Raw genomic sequence first — 21,120 nt, forward strand, 5'->3', positions numbered from 1 at the left:
TCCATTTTCATATTTATTAAGAGTTTGATTGTTAATTACTTCACATGTATTGCATAAAAATAAGCTGGATGAGATAATCTAGGGTGGGTGTCATGACATCTATATTTACATAAAATTAATATAATATCAAGCACTTATTATAAAAATCTATACAAATAAGGGGATAAAGCACATGCAAGGTAAAGAAAAAATGTCATCCAGTGAGCGTCAGAAGCTGATTATAAGGGAGCTCAAAAAGTCAAAAGAGCCAATTACCGCTTCTGTATTTGCGGAAAAATCGAATGTATCAAGACAAGTGATTGTGCAAGATGTGTCGATTTTAAAAGCAAAAAATGAACCAGTTGTCGCAACGAGTCAAGGTTATATTTATATAAGTGATCAAGCGGAAGATAATATGGTACGAAAGACAATTGTTGTGAATCATACACCGGAACAGACGTTAGCGGAATTGTATATTATGGTCGACCATGGGGTGACGGTGAAGGATGTGAGTGTGGATCATCCGGTTTATGGGGATATTACGGCTTCGATTCGCGTGAGTAATCGAAAGGAAGTTGATCTCTTCTATCAGAATTTGCGGGTGCCGAATGTTGCGCATTTGTCATCTCTTACAAATGGATTGCATTTGCATACATTGGAGGCGGATTCTTTGGAAAAGATTGAGGAGGCTTGTCGGGAGTTGGAGAGAGCGGGTATTTTGGTCGAGGAGGTGTGAATGTAGGTTAGCGTGTTAGTATTGATGTTCGACCTATTAACAAAAAAGTAACCCAAAGGAGTATTCACACTTAACAGTGGGATTTCCTTTGAGTTATTTTAATTCTTTGATTCAAATAGGGTTGCCATTTTCCATATTTTGTCGAAGAACCAGGCACCTAAAATTCAAAAGTCGTTACCTACGCCCCTCTTCCTGCCATTTCGGAAATCCTCCATCAAGAACTGCAACATTGTCAAAACCTTCGTAATTCAATTGCCAAGCGAGACGTGATGCCCAGTCTGAAGCGATGATTGGTGCTCCAACTGTTGCAAATCCCTGATCATATACGACAACATACGTACCATCACCAACGCCCAGATCGCTAATTTTTTCCACAAACAATTCCCTTGGTGGAACTGTGAATTTGAATGTTGAATCGGGATCGGAAAGCTCTTCAAGTAGGTCAGCGTAAACAGCACCAGGAATATGGCCTTTTTCATATGTATCTTTACCTGACCAAACATCATAATAACCGCCATTTTCCGGTTGTTTTAAAAATGTTGTAGCATCTATCTATCGAGGGGTAATGTTTCAATGAATGGTAAGAAATGATGTATTGTTGGCTGCATTATGTCACTCTTTTCTATTCAATCATGGATATTTTAAAATAAACATGATTTAATGAATTTCATAATACGTATTTAATGCTTCACCATCACCATATGTAGTTGAGTTGGTTCGTTCCCAACTACATATGGTGATGGAAAAGCCGACTTTGGTAATTATGAAATTCATTCGATTGCTTATATGATAAGATTGACGGGTAAAGTCATTGGCCGAATGCCCCTACCCACCAATCTATGTAAAGGTTTTAAGCGCTTTATTTACACTCCTGACAACTTCCCTCTGTATTTATAAACGTTGCGAATTCATTACAGTATTGACAGGTATTATCATTACTAGGTAGTATTCCCACAGTGTTGAGGAACGTATCGTCTAAATCCTCAAAGTATTGATTGATAAGCGGATACTCTAAGCAAGTATTCCCTTTTGTGATAGCAACAATATCACAGTTATTAGCGGGCCAATGTATTACTCCGATAAATAGATCATTTTTATTCGGTGTACTTTTTGGGAATTCTGCTTTAAATCGCTTCATATTCGGAAATATGTAAGTTTGGATGTTGGCAGGTGTCCCTTGCCATTTCTTTTTAATATACGTGAATTTCTCTTCCCATAGGTCAATTGGTATGGAATCTTTAGCTGTTTTCTTTTTTAAAAGTGATTTTAACATAAAAATGCTCCTTTATAACTATATGTGTAATCTAAATAAAACCCTCTAATAAGACATTTAAATGTGTCTGTATCAGAGGGTTTCTTTATATTTTGTAAAATCCTTTATCAGTATAACTGAAATGATATTATTATTCAATGGCTAATATATCGTGATGAATGACATGGTTAAATATTACCACTTAGATAATGTATATGATAAGCCTTGGTTGTTTTCCTATAAAAGGAATTTGCGGTTTATTCATATTTAATAATAAGGCAAATTCTATAGTGGGAAAGATAGGAAGTTAAGTGATTTTGCAGTGGTGCATGATGAGCTTCGTTATTTTAACGAGGATCATATAAGAGATAACGAGCCGACTGAAAATGATGAGGGTGGTTCTGAATCAGATATGGAACTTCAAAAAGGTAGTAACAAGGAATTCGATAAAAATCGAGGTGCGGAATAACAGAAGATGGAATGACTGCAAATGAATCACAATTTGCAGTCATATTTTTGCTCTAAGTCGCTACTTCTTCAATCCCTTATCAACAAATAAATAAAATATGGGGCCCCAATCAAAGCAACCATAATCCCAGCTGGAATCGTCGTATCAATCAAATTTCTTCCAACCGTATCCGCAACCAGCAACAACCAGCCACCAAGTAAAATTGCAATCGGGATAAACAGTTGATTCCTTGGTCCGACTAGTGATTTTGCAAGATGTGGTGCAATCAGTCCGATGAAGCTGATTCCCCCTGTGACCGAAACGGCAGCAGCTGCTAATGCAACAGCTGTTAATAGTAGTGTGACGCGCTCTCTTTCAATAGAAACCCCAACACCAACCGCAACAGGTTCACTTAATCCGAGCAGGTTTAACCGGTTCGCTCTATATAAGGTAAATGGAATCAAAATGATGAGCCAGGGAAGGAGAGCGACAATAAATGGCCAGTCTGTTCCCCAGATGTTTCCCGCGATCCATTTGGCGATAAAATCTACTTTCTCCCGCTTGGCAGAGGAAATAATTACGATCATTGCACCTGAGAGTGCCGCAGAAAATCCAATCCCGATGAGCACAAGATTTACAGGTTGCAAGCCACTTTTTCTACTATAGGCAAATAGATAAATAAGGAAGCCTGTCATAACTGCGCCGAGAAATCCAACAACTGGAATCATGTAAACAAAACTTCCTGCTTCAATCGGGAAAAATAAAAAGAAAACGGCAATGGCGACTCCTGCCCCGGAATTAATACCGATAATGCCGGGATCAGCCAAATCATTTCTCGTAATTCCTTGCAGGATTGCTCCAGATAAAGCCAAAGCCATCCCAGCTAGAAGGGTAATCACTATCCGTGGCAAGCGAATTGAATATAAGATGAATTCTTCATTTCTACTGCCAGACCCGAGGAGCGTCTGGATGAGTCGGTCAAAGGTTAAGCTGGATGAACCGATGCCCATGCCTATTATAACCGTCGATATAATAAGTAATAATGAAATGATTAAAATGATGCGCTGTTTTTTAATTAATGCCGGATGTATCATACGAATGCTCTTCCTCCTTTACGAACGATGAGGAGGAAAAAAGGTAAGCCGATCACGGATATGATGGCGACAACAGGTGTTTCAAATGGTGCATTCAACGTGCGTCCAACTGTATCAGCGAACAGCATGAAGGCAGCTCCTGCAATCGCAGCCATTGGCAAGATAAACCGGTAATCCGTCCCAACAAAGGATCTGACGATATGCGGAATCATCAGTCCAATAAACGTCAAATTCCCTACGAGGGCAACGGATGCGCCTGCGAGGATAATAATGACGATAAAAAGCAGGATTTTAACTTTGAAAATATTTTGCCCAAGACCAATCGCTACCTCTTCATTCAAACTGAGAATCGTCAGCTGCTTGGAAAGGAAAATCGCCAGTACAATTCCGATCAGGATAAAGGGCAAGATAATTTGCAGTTGCTTCCAATTCGTACCGATCATTCCGCCTGCTGTCCACATGGAGACATCTTTTGATATTTTAAAATAAATCCCAATCCCCTCAGCAATGGCAACTAGAAATGCGGAGACCGCAGCTCCAGCGAGTACGATGTGAAAGGGAGAAAACCCGCTCTTTTTCATCGAACTAATACCAAATACTAATCCGGCTCCGATTGCCGCTCCGACCAAACAGGCAACCATCGTGAGAAAATAGTTGGCTGTAGGGAGAAGGGCAATCGTAATTGCTAAAGCCGCATTCGCACCGGCCGTTAAGCCGAGGAGCCCAGGATCGGCGAGCGGGTTGCGGGTTAAGCCTTGCATGATCGCACCAGATACAGCAAGCGCTGCTCCGACAGCTATCGCAGCAACTTCCCGGGGCAAGCGAATTTCACGGATAATGGAAATTGCGTCATTCGACTCAGAAGTTGTGAGTGCGAGCCACACATCTTGAACCGAAATTTCCGCTGCCCCAAAGCTCATCGCAAGGAAAAACATGCAGATAAAGACGGGAATGGCTAGTATAAATCTAAATGCTAAAGCTTTTTCCTTCATAACTTTATTTTCCTAAAAATCCTTCTTCAAAGAGTGTGAGCTGCTTTTCCAATGTAACCGGGTCGCTGAATGATGCACCTTCCCCTTGCATATCAATTACATTACCACTCTTCACAGCCGGTATATTCTTGTAGGTGTCCGTTTCCTGGAAGGCGGTGTCTGCCTCGGAATATTTACTTAGCACGATATAATCACCTGCAAATTCTGGGAGCACTTCTGCCGATAATGTATAATAACCTGATTCGGATGCGTGTTCCTTTACTTTTTCAGGCATTTTAAGTTTCATTGAATCATATAAGATTTCTGTTCCACGGGCAAAGTCTTCGCCGTAAACATAAAGGTCTTTGCCATAGGCTTCCATAACCGATACGGTTGCATCCTCGCCAATCTTGGCACGGACGTCTTCACCGATTTGCTCTGCGCGCTGTTTAAAGTCTTCCACCCATTCTGTCGCTTCTTCCGCTTTCCCAAGGAGTTTGCCAATTTCGATATGTTGGGTTAAATAATCTACTTTGCCCCATGTAAAGGTTACAGTTGGTGCAATTTCTTCTAACTTTTCAAGATTGTTCACCGTTGATAACGCAATAATTAGGTCTGGTTCCAATTCCAAGATCCCTTCCAAGTCATCTTCTGAAACTTCTGCTACATCTTTCAATTCTTCTGCAAAGGTCGGATTGTCTTTAGACCAGACATCCACACCAACAACGTTCACTCCTAAATGGATGACATTTCCTGTATAACCGGAGAGGATGACGACCCGTTTAGGATTGGCGGGGACCTCAATCGGACCTGTCTCCGATTCGTATGTAATGGTTTCACCTTTGTCTTCTGTTGTGTTACTTGTTTCTTCCGTTGCATTGGAATTACCGCAGGCGCTAATGAGAATGAGCAGCAGCAAAAATGGGATGATTCGTTTCTTCATATTCGTGTTCTCCTTTCAGTAGGTTATATGTCATACACATTGGTTTATTCGTGCGCGGATCTCGTCCGATAACGGCATCGATTTGAAAAACTTCCCGGAGCACTTCCGAATTTATAATTTCTTCACAAGTCCCGGCTTTCACGATCTCTCCTTTCTTTAGCGCAATGATATAATCAGCGAACCTGGCCGCTTGATTTAAGTCATGCAACACCATAATAATCGTACGGTTATGTTCTTCATTTAATTTCTGTAATAACTCTAAGACCTCGAGCTGGTGCGCCATGTCTAAATAAGTCGTTGGTTCGTCCAGAAAGATAATTTCCGTTTCTTGTGCGAGCGTCATGGCAATCCAAACTCGTTGGCGCTGACCGCCGGAAAGAGAACTGATCGGGCGGTATTTAAAATCTGCTATACCTGTAACTTCAAGTGCCCAATCGATGACTTCCAAATCCTTTTTCGTTAAACGTCCGAAACCAGTTTGATAGGGGAATCGCCCGTAGGATACTAGCTCTCCAACCGTTAGCCCATCGGCACTTTCAGGAGTTTGAGGAAGTATTGCCATTTTTCTTGCGAGCGTTTTTGTGTTTTCTTTTACAATATCTTTCCCATCTAACAGGACGGAGCCTCCTTGGTGAGGGATAATCCGTGTAATAGCCTTCAATAAAGTAGATTTTCCACAACCGTTGGATCCGATGATCGTTGTAATTTTCTTATCTGGAATGGTTAAACTGAGATTTTTAACGATTGAGTGATCCCCATAGCCAATATATAAATCTTCACCAGAAAGGCGGGTCATTTATATTACCTCCATCCTAAATTAGTGACATTTAACTGATAATGATTATCAATTTCAATTATATATGTTAATATATAGTTAAATTTTCAATGTGTCAATGTCTATTCAAAATTATAATAATTTGGGGTTGGAGTGGATGAGGATGAAACAAGAGGAACTGTTTGATGTAACGATTATTGGTGGAGGTCCGGCCGGGCTTTATTCCACTTTCTATAGCGGTTTACGGGAAATGAAGACGAAGCTGATTGAATACCAGCCGCGTCTCGGCGGGAAAATCCAAGTTTATCCAGAGAAAATGATTTGGGATGTCGGTGGGGTGCCGCCCGTTCCAGGGGAAAAGCTCATGGAGCAATTAGTCGATCAAGCGTTGATTTTTGAGCCAACCGTTGTGCTCAATGAGAAAATAGAAGGGATTTCCCGTAATGAAGCAGGACATTTTATATTGCGGGCGGCTTCAGGCGAAAGGCATTTTTCAAGAACAGTGATTGTCGCAGTTGGAGCGGGGATTTTAAATCCGAAAAGACTGGAGATTGAAGGGGCAGAGCGATTTGAAGTTGCGAATATCCATTACGCAGTCACGTCACTTAAACGATTCAGGGGCAAAACCGTGCTTATTTCAGGGGGCGGGAATACGGCAATTGACTGGGCGAATGAACTCGAGCCGATTGCGGAAAAAGTATATATGACATATAGAAAGAATGAACCGACTGGTCATGAGGCGCAAGTTACTAAACTGCGAAACAGCTCTGTGAAGTGTCTTCCGCAAACGATGATTACGAAATTAGTTGCTTGTGAGAACGATAAGAAAATAGAATCGGTTGAGATAACAAATCAGGTGACTGGGGAGAAAATTGAAGTTGCTGTTGAAGATGTGATCGTTAATCACGGGTATGAACAGGATGCGAGTTTACTACAAAAAAGTAAATTAAATATCAAAATGGCTAAGTAGTTCAGTTTTGGAGTACAAAATGACAAAATGTACTTCAAAATGGACTACTTTTTTCATTTTAACTTACATACCAAATTACATACAAAATGATTTATAAAATGCAATTGAAAATGATAATTGAATGAAAATTTGTGATTTTGTGGTATTATGATAATATAACTTATAGAAAAAATTGCTTATTCAACTAACGGGCAGGATAATGAGAAAAGGTTTTTTGATAGAAATAAGAAATTAGATGGTAAATTAGTTAAAAAGGCTGTGTTATAAATGAAAGTTTCTTTGATTGCTGCGATGGATAAGAATAGAGTGATTGGCAAAGAGAATGACATTCCTTGGAGGATTCCCAAGGACTGGGAATATGTTAAAAATACTACAAAGGGACATCCGATAATATTAGGTAGGAAGAACCTTGAATCAATCGGAAGAGCCTTACCTGACAGAAGAAATATTATTCTGACGAGAGATAAGGGGTTTACCTTTAATGGTTGTGAAATTGTTCATTCAATAGAAGATGTTTTTGAGTTATGTAAAAACGAAGAAGAAATTTTTATTTTCGGAGGAGAACAGATTTATAATTTGTTTTTCCCTTATGTTGAGAAAATGTACATCACAAAAATACATCATGAATTCGAAGGAGATACTTTTTTTCCAGAAGTGAATTATGAGGAATGGAATGAGGTATTTGCCCAAAAAGGGATAAAGAATGATAAAAATCCGTATAACTACTATTTTCATGTATATGAAAGAAAAAACTTATTGAGTTAACGGGTGCGTTAATTGAAGAAGAACAGTAAAGATAAAGCACAAGAGCTTGGGATTACTCCAAGCTCTTTTTGTCATTTGAAATAAATTATATCTTTCCAATCAAATTGTTTATCTGTAATCCCTAATCTTTGAGCAGGTGTCAAAACCTTTTTATCCGCTGATTTAAAAGGGCGACAAAAGTTGTAGTAAGTTCTTAGAATTGTAATCGCAAATTGAGCATACTTCGGATTGAAGTTAGCGTAAATATAGCTCTTCTTATCACCACGAGCTGTTGTTAATGGTCTTTCAAGAGATGATATATAACGTCTTATCTGTTGAATAAAGCTATTGGTCGAATGGTCATTAACATTTAATAGCATCTTTGCGATTTCGTTTGGTTCCAGAGCAGATAAATCCGTTCTACAATCAACTGAATAAAATCCTTTATCCTTAGTGGCTAATGGATGTTTGATAGGGTTATCGGCATATTTGCGATATCTTTCTCCATCTTTACTAATAGCCTCTTCGTGGAATTGATGACTTGTTAGTAATTCAGTTAGATAATGAGATGCCAAAGTCCGTAGAAACTTTGTTTTGAATCCTCTGATATCTCCCCAATCGAGCAGTTCTGCTTTTGCTTGTCCGAATTCTTTTAAGCATTGTTTTCTGCTTTTCGTCTTGTTAACTTGGCAAATAAAATGATGTGCATCGCTCAACCTTAATTCTTTCGTGAATACTCTATAAAAGGCGTTTCTAATAGAGAAGTCATCATCACTAATCATTCGCCATTCGTCGGCATTAACCATTTGTTTAATTAACCAATAGTGAGCAGTTGTAGTATAAGGAGCATCAACATTTAAACCATCGACAAATCTACTCCTATTAGTAATTTTCCCTAATTCGTGAAGATAAGCATTCCTATTTTCGCTATCGTTAGCGGATGGTTCTTGTGGATAATAAGACCAATCTAACCTATCATTTTTACGACTAAAAGTATTGAGATGGTCTTCTTTGAATTTTCTTGTATCTTCATTTAATTCATCCATTGAAATATTCCAATCATAGGCAACATCAGAACGGAACACATATCTTGATAAGACCTCAGCAGATACAACTATATACGTTTGCATATTAAGGTCTTCAAACCCCGTATATTTCTTTGAACCTTGTCCTTTCTTACGGACGTTATTTAGGTAGTAGTGCATCTTGTCCGTATTAAGCCACATCTCGTTAAATTTCTTTGTTTGAAGGGGTTGTGTCTCATATCGTTCTAAAAACTCCAAACAACGCCTATACAGCCACTCCAGCTTATGATAGTAGGTTCCAACTCCAATTCCTAAAATATCACAAGTACGACTGACTGAAACCCTTCCAACAACCATCTTAGCGAACATTGGAAGAATGGTGTTCTTTTGTTGGTGATAAGTAGTGGTTTCTTCTCTTTTTGGTAGAACATTAGTGAACTTCTTACACGCCTTACATTGATAGCGTTGAGATTTGCCCCTACTTTTCCCCCTTTTGTAAAATTGCTTCGGCTCATTGAATGGGGTTGATTCTTCTTCCGAGCAGCCTTCTTTATGAAATTGATAATCTGGCTCAACATCTTGGATGCTATTGATTTCTATAAGGCGTTTAATTTCTTCAACAACAGACCAATTAGATAAAGGGGTTACTGTACAGTTTTGCGATACACCTCTGCCAATAGGATTGTCATTGCAGTACATACCTTTATGACCTTTATCTTTGGAACTACCAGTCATTTTATATCGACTTGGTTTCCCTTTTACATCTTTGAATTTGTGCTGTTCTTTCCCAAAATTACAACAAAACGGATTGATGCAGTAATTATATTGAATGGGATATTCAGAACCGTTCCATTTAAAAGACGTTGGCAAGAACAACATTTTGTTATACCTTGTTGCAAATCGTTTTGGAGTTAATAAATCATATTGTTTAGCCCTATCTTTTAATTCTTCGTTTGAAATCGGAATTTTAACATCTACAATTTCATCTTCCTTCGTGGCTAATCTTTTAAGCTTGGTCATTGTCTATCAACCCACTCTATCTTTGATACCCATTTTTTCAACAATCCGCTTATTACTTCGCTTGTTGGCAATCCATTCAATAAACTTCTTATCGTCTAAAATGTTCAATAAGAATTCATCCACTGCTTCGCTTTCAGTACGCTCTGCATATTCAGCGTATTGCTTAACTATCACCCTTACTTGCTCTGATATTTCCCAATCCACAGACTTAGCGTTCTTATTTTTTGGCTCAAGAAATTGCATAGGAAAATGCACCCCTTTTTGCTTAGTAAATTGTAACCATTTTAACACACCAATTTGCATTCCTACAATAATTATTTCACGTTCGCATTTTTATATACATTTTAACTTACATTTTGTGGTGTAAATTAACAACAAACGTTGATTTAACAATAAAAAACGAGTATCAAATTCAGTTGCAATTTGATACTCATTTAGGTTTACATTTTCACTTTTTGTACTCCAAAACTGAACTACTTACAAAATGGCGAATGACTTTTTTATTGCGGGTAATGCCCACTGTGAATCATCCGTTCCCGGCCTGTACGGTGCTGGAGATATTTTAACTTTCGATGGGAAACTGAATTTGATTGCTGGCTGTTTTCAAGATGCCGCAAATGCTGTGAACCGGGCGAAGCAATTTATTCAACCGCAGGCCGATGAATATGCGATGGTGTCCTCACATAATGATCTTTTTCAGAAGCGGAATCGGGAGTTGGTGGAGGAGATGATGAGGGAGGATATTTGCTGTAAGAAGTCTGTAAATCAATACGAATAAACTAGAGATATCGATAATATTAGTCTTGTAATCAAATAAAACACTCAGTGTTGAATTTAACCTGAGTGTTTTGCCCAATCTCTATTTTAATTAATAGAATGAATTTCATAATTACCAAAGTCGGCTTTTCCATTACCATATGTAGTTGGGAACGAACTAACTCAACTACATATGGTGATGGTGAAGCATTAAATACGTATTATGAAATTCATTAAATAATATATTCATTAATGAGCTGATATACTTTTAACAGCAATTGATCCATGTTTTTATCTTTCATGAATCGTAATTCCACACGTAAACCACCAGATAAGAATAGCTTGATTTCTGAATCTAAATCTAATCTACCAGCAGTCTCAATAGAATACGTGATGATATTTTTAAACGGTATAGAGAAATATTCTACTTTTTTCCCAGTAATTCCTTGCTTATCTGCAATCAGGATTCGCTTGTCTGTGAATACGGCAATATCTCTTATTGTTTTCACACAAAATTGAACCTCTTCTTTAGGTGAAAGAAATTTAGCCATATCGTCCAAAAGGGGTATCTCATTGTAAAAGGTGAATACTTTGTGTTTCATTTGTTCTGCCATTTTAGTTCCTCCTTTTTGAAAAGACGAATCTATTATTTGCGGCTATTTCCCTATAAAGGAGTTATTATAACAGCTACAATAAAAAATAAGCTAAAGGAGGGATCCTTGGATAGACCCTTCCTATTTTTACACCGGTCGAACCGTGATTTCATTAACATTTACATAATTAGGCTGGGTAACAGCATAGACGACAGCCTTTGCAATATCAGTTGGTTCAAGCTTTTTACGGCCATTCCAGCTGTTGTCACTGCTTAAGTTCGTATCGACCATGCCCGGTGAAATATTGGTTATTCTTACACCTGTTCTAGCGAGTTCTTTTTCTAATCCTTGAGAGATGACCCGGACCGCATGTTTTGTAGCGCTATAAACGGTATTTGTTTTTGTTACTTCAAGACCGGAAACGGAAGCAATATTGATAATATGGCCAGCCGACCGGGATACCATAGAAGGTAAGACAGCATCGATGCTGTAAAGCGTGCCTTTCACATTCACGTCAATCATTTTTTCCCATTCTTCCACCTTGCCAGATTGTACGGTTGCTGTTAGCATTTGTCCAGCATTATTGACAAGAATGTCCACATTTCCTAGCTCCGTTTGTGCCTGTTCCACGAGTTGATTAACGTCATTCTTAGCGGATACATCCGCCTGGACAGCAATGACTTTCACTTTTCCATTTGTTATTTCCGTAATTTCATTCTTTACTTCGTTCAACTTATCCATTCGGCGGGCGGCGAGGACGATATTTGCCCCTTTACTTGCTAATTCCTTAGCAATAGCAGCACCAATTCCAGCACTGGCCCCTGTAACGATTGCTGTTTCCCCTTGTAATTTGTTCAAGATAATCTCCTCCTCCTAGTTGTCGCTACCATCTCGCTCTTTTATCTCTTTGATATGAAGGCGATTGAGGTTATTCTCAAATGGATAGCAAAAATAAAGCATTTGCACTAATTATTAAGCATTTGTTGTTAATACTCAAGGAGTATGCATACTTCGATGATTTTGCTAGATCTAAAGTATAGGCATTTCAGCAAGCTGATTATCTTTGTGTATGTTTACATGGTGGGAACTAACGTTCCTGAATTTGTTTAATTTCGTGCTGGTAAGTGATATAATGATTTAAAAAATGGTACACCGCTAGTTATTGAAGTACGAAGGAGGCTTTGAGATTAAAGATAGAAAAGTGCGAAGAAACATAACGTTATGAAAGGAAGTCATCTAACTTATCAGAACTATGCTTCAATGAATGATCAGGAGCGCTATGAATTAGCGGGAGGGAAACTGGAACTGATAAGTCCATCTCCTTCAACGACTGATCAACTGATAAACGCAGAGATTTATAATCAACTATGCGAAAGGTTGTATGTCTAACTTCTTTATTTTTTTATGCCCCAGCCGATGTTATTCTTTCTCAAACAGAGGTCCGTCAGCCTGACCTTGTTATGGTTTCGCGTCAGCGCGTGGAGATTTTGACAGACCGTGGCATTGAAGGCTCACCGGATCTTGTAATTGAAATCATTCCTCCTTCTCCTTGAAACAAGATAAAACGAACAAGTTAGTTTCATATGCATATTTTAATATTCCTGAATATTGGATTGTTGATCCAATTGGGGGCACTTGAGCAATATATATTGAAAAATAAACGCTTTACTATGAAACAAGAGTAAACGGTTTTGAATAAAAAAGCAGCAATATCAGAAGGGATCTATCCTTCTAATACGCCGCCTTAATCTAGTTATTCAGGATTGCAACTTATAATTTAGTTTAAATTAGCGATTCTCCACCTTCTTCTTGCTTAACTAACTTATTGTCATACATCTTAATGAAGGGCAGCCAAACTATAAATGCTGCAAGAGCAGAAACCAATGCAACAATGATTGCCAAGTAGTCCCCACCTGTACTCAAGAAAGCTCCGGCACCAATTGGAGTAGGCCAAGGAAGTTGTGCGATGACAGGACCTATAATTTTTAGTTTGATCGCCCAATAACCTATTGATGCTGATACCATTGGTGCTAGGAAAAATGGGATTGCTAAAAAGGGATTATAGACAATTGGTAATCCGAATATTAGCGGCTCGTTAATATTAAAAATACCAGGAGCAAGAGCGGCTTTGCCTAGAACCTTTAATTGCTTTGATTTAGCTAAAAATGCAATGAAAATACATAAGCCTAAAGTAGCCCCCGACCCCCCCATATAAACAAATGCATTTTGGAATTCGCCTGCAAATGGAATGTTTGCTCCATCTATGTTAGATTGCAAGTTTGTTAGAACGATTGGTGTCAAGAAGCCTGAAATAATAGTTGCCCCATGAATACCTACAATCCAAAGAGCGGAGATTAAGAAGTAAATAATTAAAATACCTACCCAGCTACTTGTTAAATTAACAACAAAGCCAAAAGGAATTGCAACAATCTTAAAGATATCAGTCCCCAGTGCAACTAGAATACCATTGATTAATAAAACAACAAAAGCTACTAGAAATGCCGGAATTAGGGCTGTGAATGACCTGGACACACCCTCTGGAACGGCCTCAGGCATTTTAATAACCCAATTTTGTTTAACACACAATCTATAGACTTGCACCGCTATAACGGACATGATGATTGCTGTGAATATTCCTGTCGCTCCTAAGCGACTTACCCCATCTGCAACCATTTCCCACCCATGGACAATTGTATTGTCTTCATCAATTAGATGTACGAGAGTCATTTTCCCATTCTCGATAACTAACTGAGGAACAGTCATAAAAAATGCAAACAAAGATAGTAAAGCACCATTTAACGGGTTTAGGTTTAGCTCTTCTTCTTCAGCAAATATTTTTGTATACTCATACCCAATAACGAGGCCAAAATATAACGCTAATATTCCCATCGTTGTTTTGTTTGCTAACATATACAAATCACTAATTCTGAAAAATGTATTATCAAAAAAGCCCTCTAAAAAAGTAAATGTCTCTGGTAGTACGTTCAAGACTAAGAACATCGATCCTACAATTACAAACGGAATAGAAGCCATCCCTGCAGCCATTATGGCACGCACTATACGGAAGGACGCAATTTTACCCATTGGACCCATTAGATATTTTTCTAAGAGAGCAAATACTTTATTTTCACTTTCCATTGTAATTTCCCCTATCTAATTATTAATTAATAGCTTGTTCATATTCCTTGATGCGTTCAAAATGTTTATCCTCATTATGTTTAATCGAATGTAAACGCTTGAGAGTGATCGCACTTAATATTATTCCTAACATTAATATCGCTAAAATAAATAGTTTAGACGACCCTTTTTCAATTAGGAAAGGGTATAACTGGGTAAAGGAAGAAGAAAAATAAGTTGGTAATAACAATATAATATTTATCACAAGTTGAATTTTAAAATAGAATTTTGTGTGTGTTGCATTATTAGTATGACTGCTAAATATTTTTACCTGTTCGGCAGCACTCACAACAAATACGATGATTAATACCAATGGGATAAAGAATAGTGACGAATCACTCATCAATAATGAGATTAACCAATAAAAATTTGTAAAAAAGAATGACGCGGATACATATCTTACAAGTAAATATCGATTAAAATACATTGATTTTACACTTAACTTTTTTCTGTTTTGTACTATCTGTGCCATTTCATCTTTTTTCATTTAAATCCCTCTTCTATTAATCCAGCTCTCGCTACTAGCGTTTAGTAGCGGGGAAGCTGTTTATTAATAAGCGTGCCTTATTTCCACTCAATTGGACTTAATCTAAGAGCAGATCATTCATCCGGAAACTCTTGTAAAATCACATTCGCTAACTTTTCAATCCCCATAGGAATCGGAACATATGCCTGAGGTGGGATGTTTACAACTGGTTTGCCTGAACGATCCCCGGCATCTTTAAGCCTTTTATAGTACATTTTTGTTTGAGGACTTACCAAAAATAAATCAAAATCACCTTTTTCAATCAGTTTTTGACCTTCATTAGCTCCTGTTGCTTCTAATTCAATATCATGACCCTCCTTTTTAAGAAACTCTGTTGTTTTCTTAGCCATTAAAGAAGATGACATACCACCTGCACAAATAATTAACGCCTTTTTCATTTTACATCCCTCCATAGAAATATAATTTCGCTATTTAGAGGCTATCGTTAATCCAAGTACCGAGACACCTTAACGACAGCGCTTACATTTGCTTAAATATTTTCTCCATTATTATCAATGACTTCCTTGTACCAATAAAAGCTCTTCTTTTTGATACGTCGAAGGTCGTGTTTTCCGTCTTCACTCTGATTAACATATACAAACCCATAGCGTTTCTGGAATCCATTTAACCAGCTGAGAAGATCAGTAAAGGACCACACACAATAACCAATCATGTCAACACCGTCTGTAATTGCTTCCTGAATAGCCTTTAAATGAGTGTGAATATACTCGATGCGGTAGTCGTCGTTTATCGTACCATCCGCTTCAACGGTATCGTATTCACCAAGACCATTTTCGCTGATTAAGATTGGTAATCCGTAGCGGTTCGTTATTCGACGAAGACCAATCCGTAATCCTTGTGGGTCAATGTTCCAATCCCAGTTTGTTGTCTCTAGGTTTTCATTGGCAACAGTTTTAAAGAGTCCTTGTATACCAGTGCTCTCCATTGTACCTTTTTTACCTGTGGTGTTGAAGTGACCATCCAGTGTAGCGCCATCCAACGGATTTTTTTCATAAGTAGTCGTTTGATAATAGTTCACTCCCATGAAGTCAGGCTTTCCTTCTTTCAATAGTGTGAAATCGCTCTCTTTTACTTGTGGAGCAATACCTCTACGCTTGAGGTAATTCCAAGTTGCTTTTGGATACTCACCCCATGTGTAGACATCCATCCACCAGTGGTTTGTTAACTCTTCCGCGTTTTCTGCAGCTAATATGTCTGCTGGTTTTGATGTGGCTGCATAGGCTGGTGAGTATGCAAAACTTGGTCCAATTTTTCCATCAGGAACATAGTTACGAAATTCCTTAATAGCAATCGCATTTGCTAAATTAGCATGGTGGTTCACTTGATAGAATAGTTTGTCATCTTTTACCCCGGGTGGGTGCATACCTGTTTGATAGCCCAGTCTAGTGAATATATTTTGTTCATTTAATGAAACCCAATATTTCACACGGTCTCCGAACTCCTTGAATAATGTAATACTATAATTTCTAAAGTCCTCGACAATTTGCCTTGATTCCCAGCCACCATACTCATCTTGAAGAGCTTGTGGTAAATCCCAATGATAAATGGTTAATATTGGTTCAATACCATGCTTGGCCAACTCATCAATTAAACGATTGTAAAAATCTATACCTTTTTGATTTACTTCTCCTTTTCCATTTGGAAAGATACGTGTCCATGCTACAGAGAATCGATAGGTTTTCAAGCCCATTTCAGCCATTAATGCTATATCTTCTTTGTAGCGATGGTAATGATCAACAGCTACATCGCCGTTGGTATCTTTGAATGTTTTCCCAGGAATACGGACGAATTCGTCCCAATTGGACTTTCCTTTTCCATCTGTATCCCATGCACCCTCTACTTGATATGCAGCTGAAGCGGCTCCCCATAAGAAATCCGTCGGAAATGGTTTAAGTTTTTTGTGTAACACTGTACTAGTCCCTCCTTAATTATGAATCCAATAAGTCCTCTTACGGTTCCGGAAATGTTTTCTCCAGAACCATATTCAAATTAATTTACTGTTTCAGTTTGGAAAAATTGTGGTAAATATTCTTTATGCGCTTCCAACATCTCATCCACAATTTTCTTTGCAATCGTATCAGAAGGCGTAAGCGGGTTAATTGCTAATGCGAGAACTGCTTTATTATAATCTCCTGTCACAGCTGCTTCTGCCGCAGTCCGTTCAAATGATTTAATTTGTTGAACTAGTCCACGTGCTGCTACAGGAATATCCCCCATTGTTAATGGAATTGGACCGTCCTTTGTAATAATACTACTTACTTCCACAGCTGAATCTGCGGGAATACTTGCGATCGCGCCATTATTCCTTGTGTTAACTGGTTGAATATCACGCTTATCTTTATAGATGGAAGTGATCAAACGAACAGCTGCATCGGAATAATACGCTCCTCCACGTTCTTCGAGTTGTGGCGGCTTAATATTTAGATTTTCATCTTTATATAACTCAAATAACTCTTCTTCTAATTTCTGAACAACCTCTGCACGAGTTCCTTCTTTCTCAGCACTTTCTATTGCTTTATCTAACATCTCTTTTGATTTATAGTAGTACATATGATAGGGGCACGTAAGAGCATTTAAAGATTGAATAAACGCTGGCTCCCAACCCATACCATCTATATTTTTGACAAAACTACTATTTGCCGGATCGGATAACTTCTCAATTACTTCATCTTTGACACTAACTCCATCAACATATACATCTAACCCATATACCATATGGTTTAGCCCGGTAAAATCAATACGAACTCGGGAGTGTTCTACGTCTAGTAATTTAGCAATCCCCATCTCCATTCCAATAGGTACATTACACAGACCGATAACTTTATCAATATTGGAGTAACGAAGAACTGCCTCTGTTACCATCCCAGCAGGATTTGTAAAGTTGATTAACCACGCATTTGGACAAAGTTCCTCCATTTCTTTGGCAATATCTAAGATGACTGGGATCGTACGTAAACCTTTAAATAACCCCCCTGGGCCGTTCGTTTCTTGACCAAGTACACCATATTTAAGTGGGATACGTTCATCTTTTGCACGTGCATTGAGCAAACCGACACGGAATTGAGTTGTGACAAAGTCGGCATCTTTTAGTGCGGCTCTTCGATCAAGTGTTAAGTGAACATCAATCGGGAGACCTGCATTTTCAATCATTCGTTTAGCAAGGTTACCTACAATCTCAAGCTTCTCTTTACCCTCTTCAATATCAGCCAACCACAATTCGGTCAATGGAAATTCATCATATCGTTTAATAAAGCCCTCGACTAATTCTGGTGTATAACTTGAACCTCCACCAATTGTAGCCACTTTCAACTTATGATTAGACATAATAATCCCCTTTCCAATTATTTAATTTTATTATGAAGTTCAATTACTTCTTCAGCTAAATCAACAACTGTCATTGCATTCATGAGATGGTCTTGTGCATGTATAAGTAACAAACGAATCTCTATTTTTTCACCACGAGCTTCTCCTTGGATCAGATCCGTTTGGAACCGATGCGCTTTACTCATTTCTTCATTTGCTTCCTGGATTTTTTGATTAGCTGCTTCAAATTCTCTTACTTTAGCATGCCGGATTGCTTCCATTGCCAAGTTTCGAGCGTTTCCGCCATGTAATATGATTTGAAAGCTTACTTCTTCTATATCCAATGCTGCTTTGCCCCCTTAAGTCAATACAATCTATTCATTTGACTCTGCTTACATATATATAATAATGTGAAATCGCTTTCAATTGAATCCATAGTTTTTCCTTAACGCTAAGGAAAAGATTACATGGAAATTAATCTATATTTACACAATAAAAAAGACCGGGTAATATCAACCCGGAATTTTCTATATATTGCTTTAATCTATATTGTTTAGTATCTCCAAAAATTCTTTCTTGTTCTCACAATTTATCAGCTGTTTGACCTTTTTTTCGTTATCAATCATTCCAATTAAATAATCATACATCCCCTCTATATTAGGAGTTTTATTCTTCCCTAGACTTAATAAACAAACAAATTGTACACGATTCTCTCCCCAATTAATAGGCTTTTTCAACGTGCATATCGCCCAAATTGTTTCATCTGTGTGCGGACTCATGGGGTGGGGGATGGCAACCAAGTTTCCGAAACTAGTTGGCGATAATCGTTCTCTCTCAAGTACTGACTTACCAAATGAGTCATCAACATAGCCTGCCGACTCTAGTTCATTCACTAAAAATTGAATAGTGCTTTCTTTTGTCTCGAGTTCTTGATGAAGAAAGATTAGTTCCTCTTTCACATAGACGACCTTATCTTTATCCCTATCTTGTAAACAATCTTCTATTTGTTCAATATCTTTTGTACCTAATATTGTATTTACGAATATTACTGGCACAGGTAACTTGCTTTCAATTGGGATAGTTGTAATAACAAAATCAATTTGTTCTAGAGTAGTTTGATTTAAACGATAATAATCGATTGTATCTACAACTATTAATTGATTAAAATACTTAGCTTGCAATTTATACTTAAGTAACATGGCGCTACCCGAGCCAGATGCACAAACGATAATACAACGCTTTACATCTTGATTCATTTGTTGTCTGTACATGGCGACCTTTATATGTAACGCAATATAGCCAATTTCGTGCTCATCAATTTCAATCTCTAATCTATTTTTTAAAACTTTGCTTGCTAAAATCGCAGCATCAAATGCAAGTGGATATTTTGCTTTAATCTCATCAAACAATGGGTTTCGCATATTCATTCCATAGCGTAGACGATTTATTGCTGGTCTCAAATGCAATCCTAACGCGATAAACAGTTCTTTATCGTTTTTTAATTGTAATTTTAATCGTTCATCTATTTTCATAATAATCTCATTGATTATATCTCTTAATTCATTATCTACAAATGTTTCAAACTCTTGTTGACTTAAATTAGTTGTTGCAATTTTATTCATCCCTAAGAGATGAATCGCAATATATGCAATTTCCTGCGCAGGAAAACAAACGTCAAAAGACGATTCAACTTTTTTTACTATTTTTTCCGCCACTTTGTATTCTTTTTTTGTGTATATTCCTTCAAAGTCCTCAGGTGGGAGAAGGATATAATTTTCATCGCGAATTCGTTTACAAGCAATAGCGAAGTGAATACTTAAATTATTTAACTCAATATCAGATAGATAAATCTCATTCTTTTGAATTTCTCCCAAAATGATAGCTTGAATTTTATTAAATTCTTTTTTTGAAAATAGGGAATCCGGGGGGATTGGCATATCGAATGTAATACTTTCTCTATTCAATAAATACTCCGACAAGCAAAAGCGAAAATTCATTTCACTCCCTGTAACCTTCACACCATAATATGGTTTACTTTCTATCTCTAGTTTAAAACTTTTTATTATTTTTCTTACTTCAATTAAATCATTTTGTAGAGTTGATTTGCTTATATATAGTTCTTCAGCAATATCGTCTAATTTTATGTAACCATTTGCTAATAAAAGTTTTCGAATAATATAGCTAACGCGCTCTTCCGGTGTATTTGGTGATTGGTTTGCTAGAGTATCCGAGTTTTTAAACAGCCTTTGCAAAAACAATTTGAATGTATCAGTGTCTTTTACTTCCAGTACATAGCCAATTCCTCTGGTTGACTTAATGCATCCACCACTATGTAATAGGATCTCATTAAGTTCCTTTATATCATTTCGAATCGTTCTTGATGTTACTTGAATATTGTTAGCTAAATCATTACTGGTAATTGGAGTTTTAGTGGACATTAGCTCTTTTAATATCTGCATCATCCGATTAGTCGGCATCCCAATCACTCCTGAGGTAATTTTTATGAAATCATCTGAGATTTCCAGGAAATCTGTTACTTCTTTCACTTCTGCGTATGATCCTCTTACAATTTTTTTCCCTTCCGGGGAGATGTCTTTTTGTATAGCTGCATAAATCTCTTGTGCATGCAATAATCGTGTGCCCTATGCCCATTTCTTCTAGATCTTGAATGATTTTAAGTCCCAATCTATTAGGGAGGAGTGATTCTAATTTAATCACTATCAAATCCTTCTTTTCGTGTAGGAAAAAGCAGCATCTTGAAGAGGAATTAACCGCCTAAAGATGCTG

At 37.7% G+C, this 21,120-nt stretch carries 20 protein-coding genes and 2 pseudogenes; 5 read left to right on the top strand and 17 right to left on the bottom strand.

Going from position 1 to position 21,120, the window contains the following annotated elements; all coding sequences use genetic code 11:
• Positions 1-172: 172 nt before the first annotated feature.
• On the top strand, positions 173-715 hold the full coding sequence (locus tag LZD48_RS13760) for a transcription repressor NadR (protein ID WP_235763306.1): 543 nt from the start codon (positions 173-175) through the stop codon (positions 713-715).
• Positions 716-889: 174 nt separating this feature from the next.
• Here the strand turns inward: LZD48_RS13760 and LZD48_RS13765 are convergent, their stop codons facing one another.
• Together LZD48_RS13765 and LZD48_RS13770 are read right to left on the bottom strand one after the other, a co-directional pair.
• Positions 890-1,267: a sulfurtransferase gene (locus LZD48_RS13765; protein WP_310739839.1), complete on the bottom strand. Its 378-nt coding sequence runs from the start codon at positions 1,265-1,267 to the stop codon at positions 890-892.
• Positions 1,268-1,574: 307 nt separating this feature from the next.
• On the bottom strand, positions 1,575-1,988 hold the full coding sequence (locus tag LZD48_RS13770; RefSeq protein WP_235763307.1) for a hypothetical protein: 414 nt from the start codon (positions 1,986-1,988) through the stop codon (positions 1,575-1,577).
• 301 nt (positions 1,989-2,289) lie between these two features.
• Between LZD48_RS13770 and LZD48_RS13775 the strand changes: the two genes are divergently transcribed.
• Entirely contained in the window at positions 2,290-2,436 is a 147-nt protein-coding gene (locus LZD48_RS13775; RefSeq protein ID WP_235763308.1) for a hypothetical protein, read from the top strand.
• A gap of 68 nt (positions 2,437-2,504) precedes the next feature.
• On the opposite strand, the gene LZD48_RS13780 is transcribed toward LZD48_RS13775, so the two are convergent.
• Genes LZD48_RS13780 through LZD48_RS13795 form a run of 4 tightly spaced genes read right to left on the bottom strand, consistent with a single transcriptional unit; the run spans position 2,505 to position 6,219 of the window.
• Entirely contained in the window at positions 2,505-3,509 is a 1,005-nt protein-coding gene (locus LZD48_RS13780; protein ID WP_235763309.1) for a FecCD family ABC transporter permease, read from the bottom strand.
• Positions 3,506-4,501, bottom strand: coding sequence for a FecCD family ABC transporter permease (locus tag LZD48_RS13785; RefSeq protein ID WP_235763310.1), 996 nt, complete (start codon positions 4,499-4,501; stop codon positions 3,506-3,508). Before LZD48_RS13785 ends, LZD48_RS13780 begins: the two co-directional genes overlap by 4 nt.
• 4 nt (positions 4,502-4,505) lie before the next feature.
• A complete protein-coding gene (locus LZD48_RS13790; protein WP_235763311.1) occupies positions 4,506-5,423 on the bottom strand; it encodes an iron-hydroxamate ABC transporter substrate-binding protein in 918 nt (305 codons plus the stop codon).
• A complete protein-coding gene (locus LZD48_RS13795; protein ID WP_235763312.1) occupies positions 5,377-6,219 on the bottom strand; it encodes an ABC transporter ATP-binding protein in 843 nt (280 codons plus the stop codon). The genes LZD48_RS13790 and LZD48_RS13795 overlap by 47 nt, the downstream gene beginning before the upstream one ends.
• Before the next feature lie 142 nt (positions 6,220-6,361).
• Here LZD48_RS13795 and LZD48_RS13800 point away from each other — a divergent pair.
• Positions 6,362-7,159: pseudogene (locus tag LZD48_RS13800) on the top strand (NAD(P)/FAD-dependent oxidoreductase); the annotation flags it as partial.
• Positions 7,160-7,435: 276 nt separating this feature from the next.
• On the top strand, positions 7,436-7,933 hold the full coding sequence (gene dfrG, locus LZD48_RS13805) for a trimethoprim-resistant dihydrofolate reductase DfrG (RefSeq protein WP_000868795.1): 498 nt from the start codon (positions 7,436-7,438) through the stop codon (positions 7,931-7,933).
• 71 nt (positions 7,934-8,004) lie between these two features.
• On the opposite strand, the gene LZD48_RS13810 is transcribed toward dfrG, so the two are convergent.
• Complete coding sequence (locus tag LZD48_RS13810) at positions 8,005-9,957, bottom strand: hypothetical protein (RefSeq protein WP_000163792.1); 1,953 nt, start codon at positions 9,955-9,957, stop codon at positions 8,005-8,007.
• Positions 9,958-9,963: 6 nt separating this feature from the next.
• Positions 9,964-10,248, bottom strand: a complete 285-nt coding sequence (locus LZD48_RS13815; RefSeq protein ID WP_000922261.1) for a hypothetical protein — start codon at positions 10,246-10,248, stop codon at positions 9,964-9,966.
• A gap of 199 nt (positions 10,249-10,447) precedes the next feature.
• On the opposite strand from LZD48_RS13815, the pseudogene LZD48_RS13820 reads away from it, so the two are divergent.
• Positions 10,448-10,735: pseudogene (locus tag LZD48_RS13820) on the top strand (hypothetical protein); the annotation flags it as partial.
• Between the two features lie 211 nt (positions 10,736-10,946).
• Here the strand turns inward: LZD48_RS13820 and LZD48_RS13825 are convergent.
• The 9 genes from LZD48_RS13825 to LZD48_RS13865 form a co-directional block, all read right to left on the bottom strand.
• Positions 10,947-11,327, bottom strand: a complete 381-nt coding sequence (locus LZD48_RS13825; RefSeq protein ID WP_235763313.1) for a PH domain-containing protein — start codon at positions 11,325-11,327, stop codon at positions 10,947-10,949.
• Between the two features lie 126 nt (positions 11,328-11,453).
• Entirely contained in the window at positions 11,454-12,164 is a 711-nt protein-coding gene (locus LZD48_RS13830) for an SDR family oxidoreductase (RefSeq protein ID WP_235763314.1), read from the bottom strand.
• A 924-nt stretch (positions 12,165-13,088) separates the two neighbouring features.
• Positions 13,089-14,444 carry a PTS cellobiose transporter subunit IIC gene (gene celB / locus LZD48_RS13835; RefSeq protein ID WP_235763315.1) on the bottom strand — a complete coding sequence of 452 codons (1,356 nt, stop codon included), beginning with the start codon at positions 14,442-14,444 and terminating at the stop codon, positions 13,089-13,091.
• Positions 14,445-14,466: 22 nt separating this feature from the next.
• On the bottom strand, positions 14,467-14,970 hold the full coding sequence (locus tag LZD48_RS13840) for a hypothetical protein (protein WP_235763316.1): 504 nt from the start codon (positions 14,968-14,970) through the stop codon (positions 14,467-14,469).
• A 113-nt stretch (positions 14,971-15,083) separates the two neighbouring features.
• On the bottom strand, positions 15,084-15,407 hold the full coding sequence (locus LZD48_RS13845; protein WP_156856129.1) for a PTS cellobiose transporter subunit IIB: 324 nt from the start codon (positions 15,405-15,407) through the stop codon (positions 15,084-15,086).
• 92 nt (positions 15,408-15,499) lie between these two features.
• Entirely contained in the window at positions 15,500-16,939 is a 1,440-nt protein-coding gene (locus LZD48_RS13850; protein WP_235763317.1) for a glycoside hydrolase family 1 protein, read from the bottom strand.
• An 80-nt stretch (positions 16,940-17,019) separates the two neighbouring features.
• Entirely contained in the window at positions 17,020-18,354 is a 1,335-nt protein-coding gene (locus tag LZD48_RS13855; RefSeq protein WP_235763318.1) for a 6-phospho-beta-glucosidase, read from the bottom strand.
• 17 nt (positions 18,355-18,371) lie between these two features.
• Positions 18,372-18,677, bottom strand: coding sequence for a PTS lactose/cellobiose transporter subunit IIA (locus LZD48_RS13860; RefSeq protein ID WP_188859092.1), 306 nt, complete (start codon positions 18,675-18,677; stop codon positions 18,372-18,374).
• A 195-nt stretch (positions 18,678-18,872) separates the two neighbouring features.
• On the bottom strand, positions 18,873-20,963 hold the full coding sequence (locus LZD48_RS13865) for a BglG family transcription antiterminator (RefSeq protein ID WP_235763319.1): 2,091 nt from the start codon (positions 20,961-20,963) through the stop codon (positions 18,873-18,875).
• Positions 20,964-21,120: the final 157 nt, after the last annotated feature.

The sequence above is a fragment of the Oceanobacillus alkalisoli genome, from assembly GCF_021556485.1.
Lineage (GTDB): Bacteria > Bacillota > Bacilli > Bacillales > Amphibacillaceae > Oceanobacillus > Oceanobacillus alkalisoli.

What these genes read in the sequence shown, in the direction of transcription:
- LZD48_RS13760 (WP_235763306.1), top strand. Translation starts at nt 173, where the DNA reads ATGCAAGGTAAAGAAAAAATGTCATCCAGTGAGCGTCAGAAGCTGATT.
- LZD48_RS13770 (WP_235763307.1), bottom strand. Translation starts at nt 1,988, where the DNA reads ATGTTAAAATCACTTTTAAAAAAGAAAACAGCTAAAGATTCCATACCA.
- LZD48_RS13780 (WP_235763309.1), bottom strand. Translation starts at nt 3,509, where the DNA reads ATGATACATCCGGCATTAATTAAAAAACAGCGCATCATTTTAATCATT.
- LZD48_RS13785 (WP_235763310.1), bottom strand. Translation starts at nt 4,501, where the DNA reads ATGAAGGAAAAAGCTTTAGCATTTAGATTTATACTAGCCATTCCCGTC.
- LZD48_RS13790 (WP_235763311.1), bottom strand. Translation starts at nt 5,423, where the DNA reads ATGAAGAAACGAATCATCCCATTTTTGCTGCTGCTCATTCTCATTAGC.
- LZD48_RS13795 (WP_235763312.1), bottom strand. Translation starts at nt 6,219, where the DNA reads ATGACCCGCCTTTCTGGTGAAGATTTATATATTGGCTATGGGGATCAC.
- dfrG (WP_000868795.1), top strand. Translation starts at nt 7,436, where the DNA reads ATGAAAGTTTCTTTGATTGCTGCGATGGATAAGAATAGAGTGATTGGC.
- LZD48_RS13810 (WP_000163792.1), bottom strand. Translation starts at nt 9,957, where the DNA reads ATGACCAAGCTTAAAAGATTAGCCACGAAGGAAGATGAAATTGTAGAT.
- LZD48_RS13825 (WP_235763313.1), bottom strand. Translation starts at nt 11,327, where the DNA reads ATGGCAGAACAAATGAAACACAAAGTATTCACCTTTTACAATGAGATA.
- celB (WP_235763315.1), bottom strand. Translation starts at nt 14,444, where the DNA reads ATGGAAAGTGAAAATAAAGTATTTGCTCTCTTAGAAAAATATCTAATG.
- LZD48_RS13840 (WP_235763316.1), bottom strand. Translation starts at nt 14,970, where the DNA reads ATGAAAAAAGATGAAATGGCACAGATAGTACAAAACAGAAAAAAGTTA.
- LZD48_RS13845 (WP_156856129.1), bottom strand. Translation starts at nt 15,407, where the DNA reads ATGAAAAAGGCGTTAATTATTTGTGCAGGTGGTATGTCATCTTCTTTA.
- LZD48_RS13855 (WP_235763318.1), bottom strand. Translation starts at nt 18,354, where the DNA reads ATGTCTAATCATAAGTTGAAAGTGGCTACAATTGGTGGAGGTTCAAGT.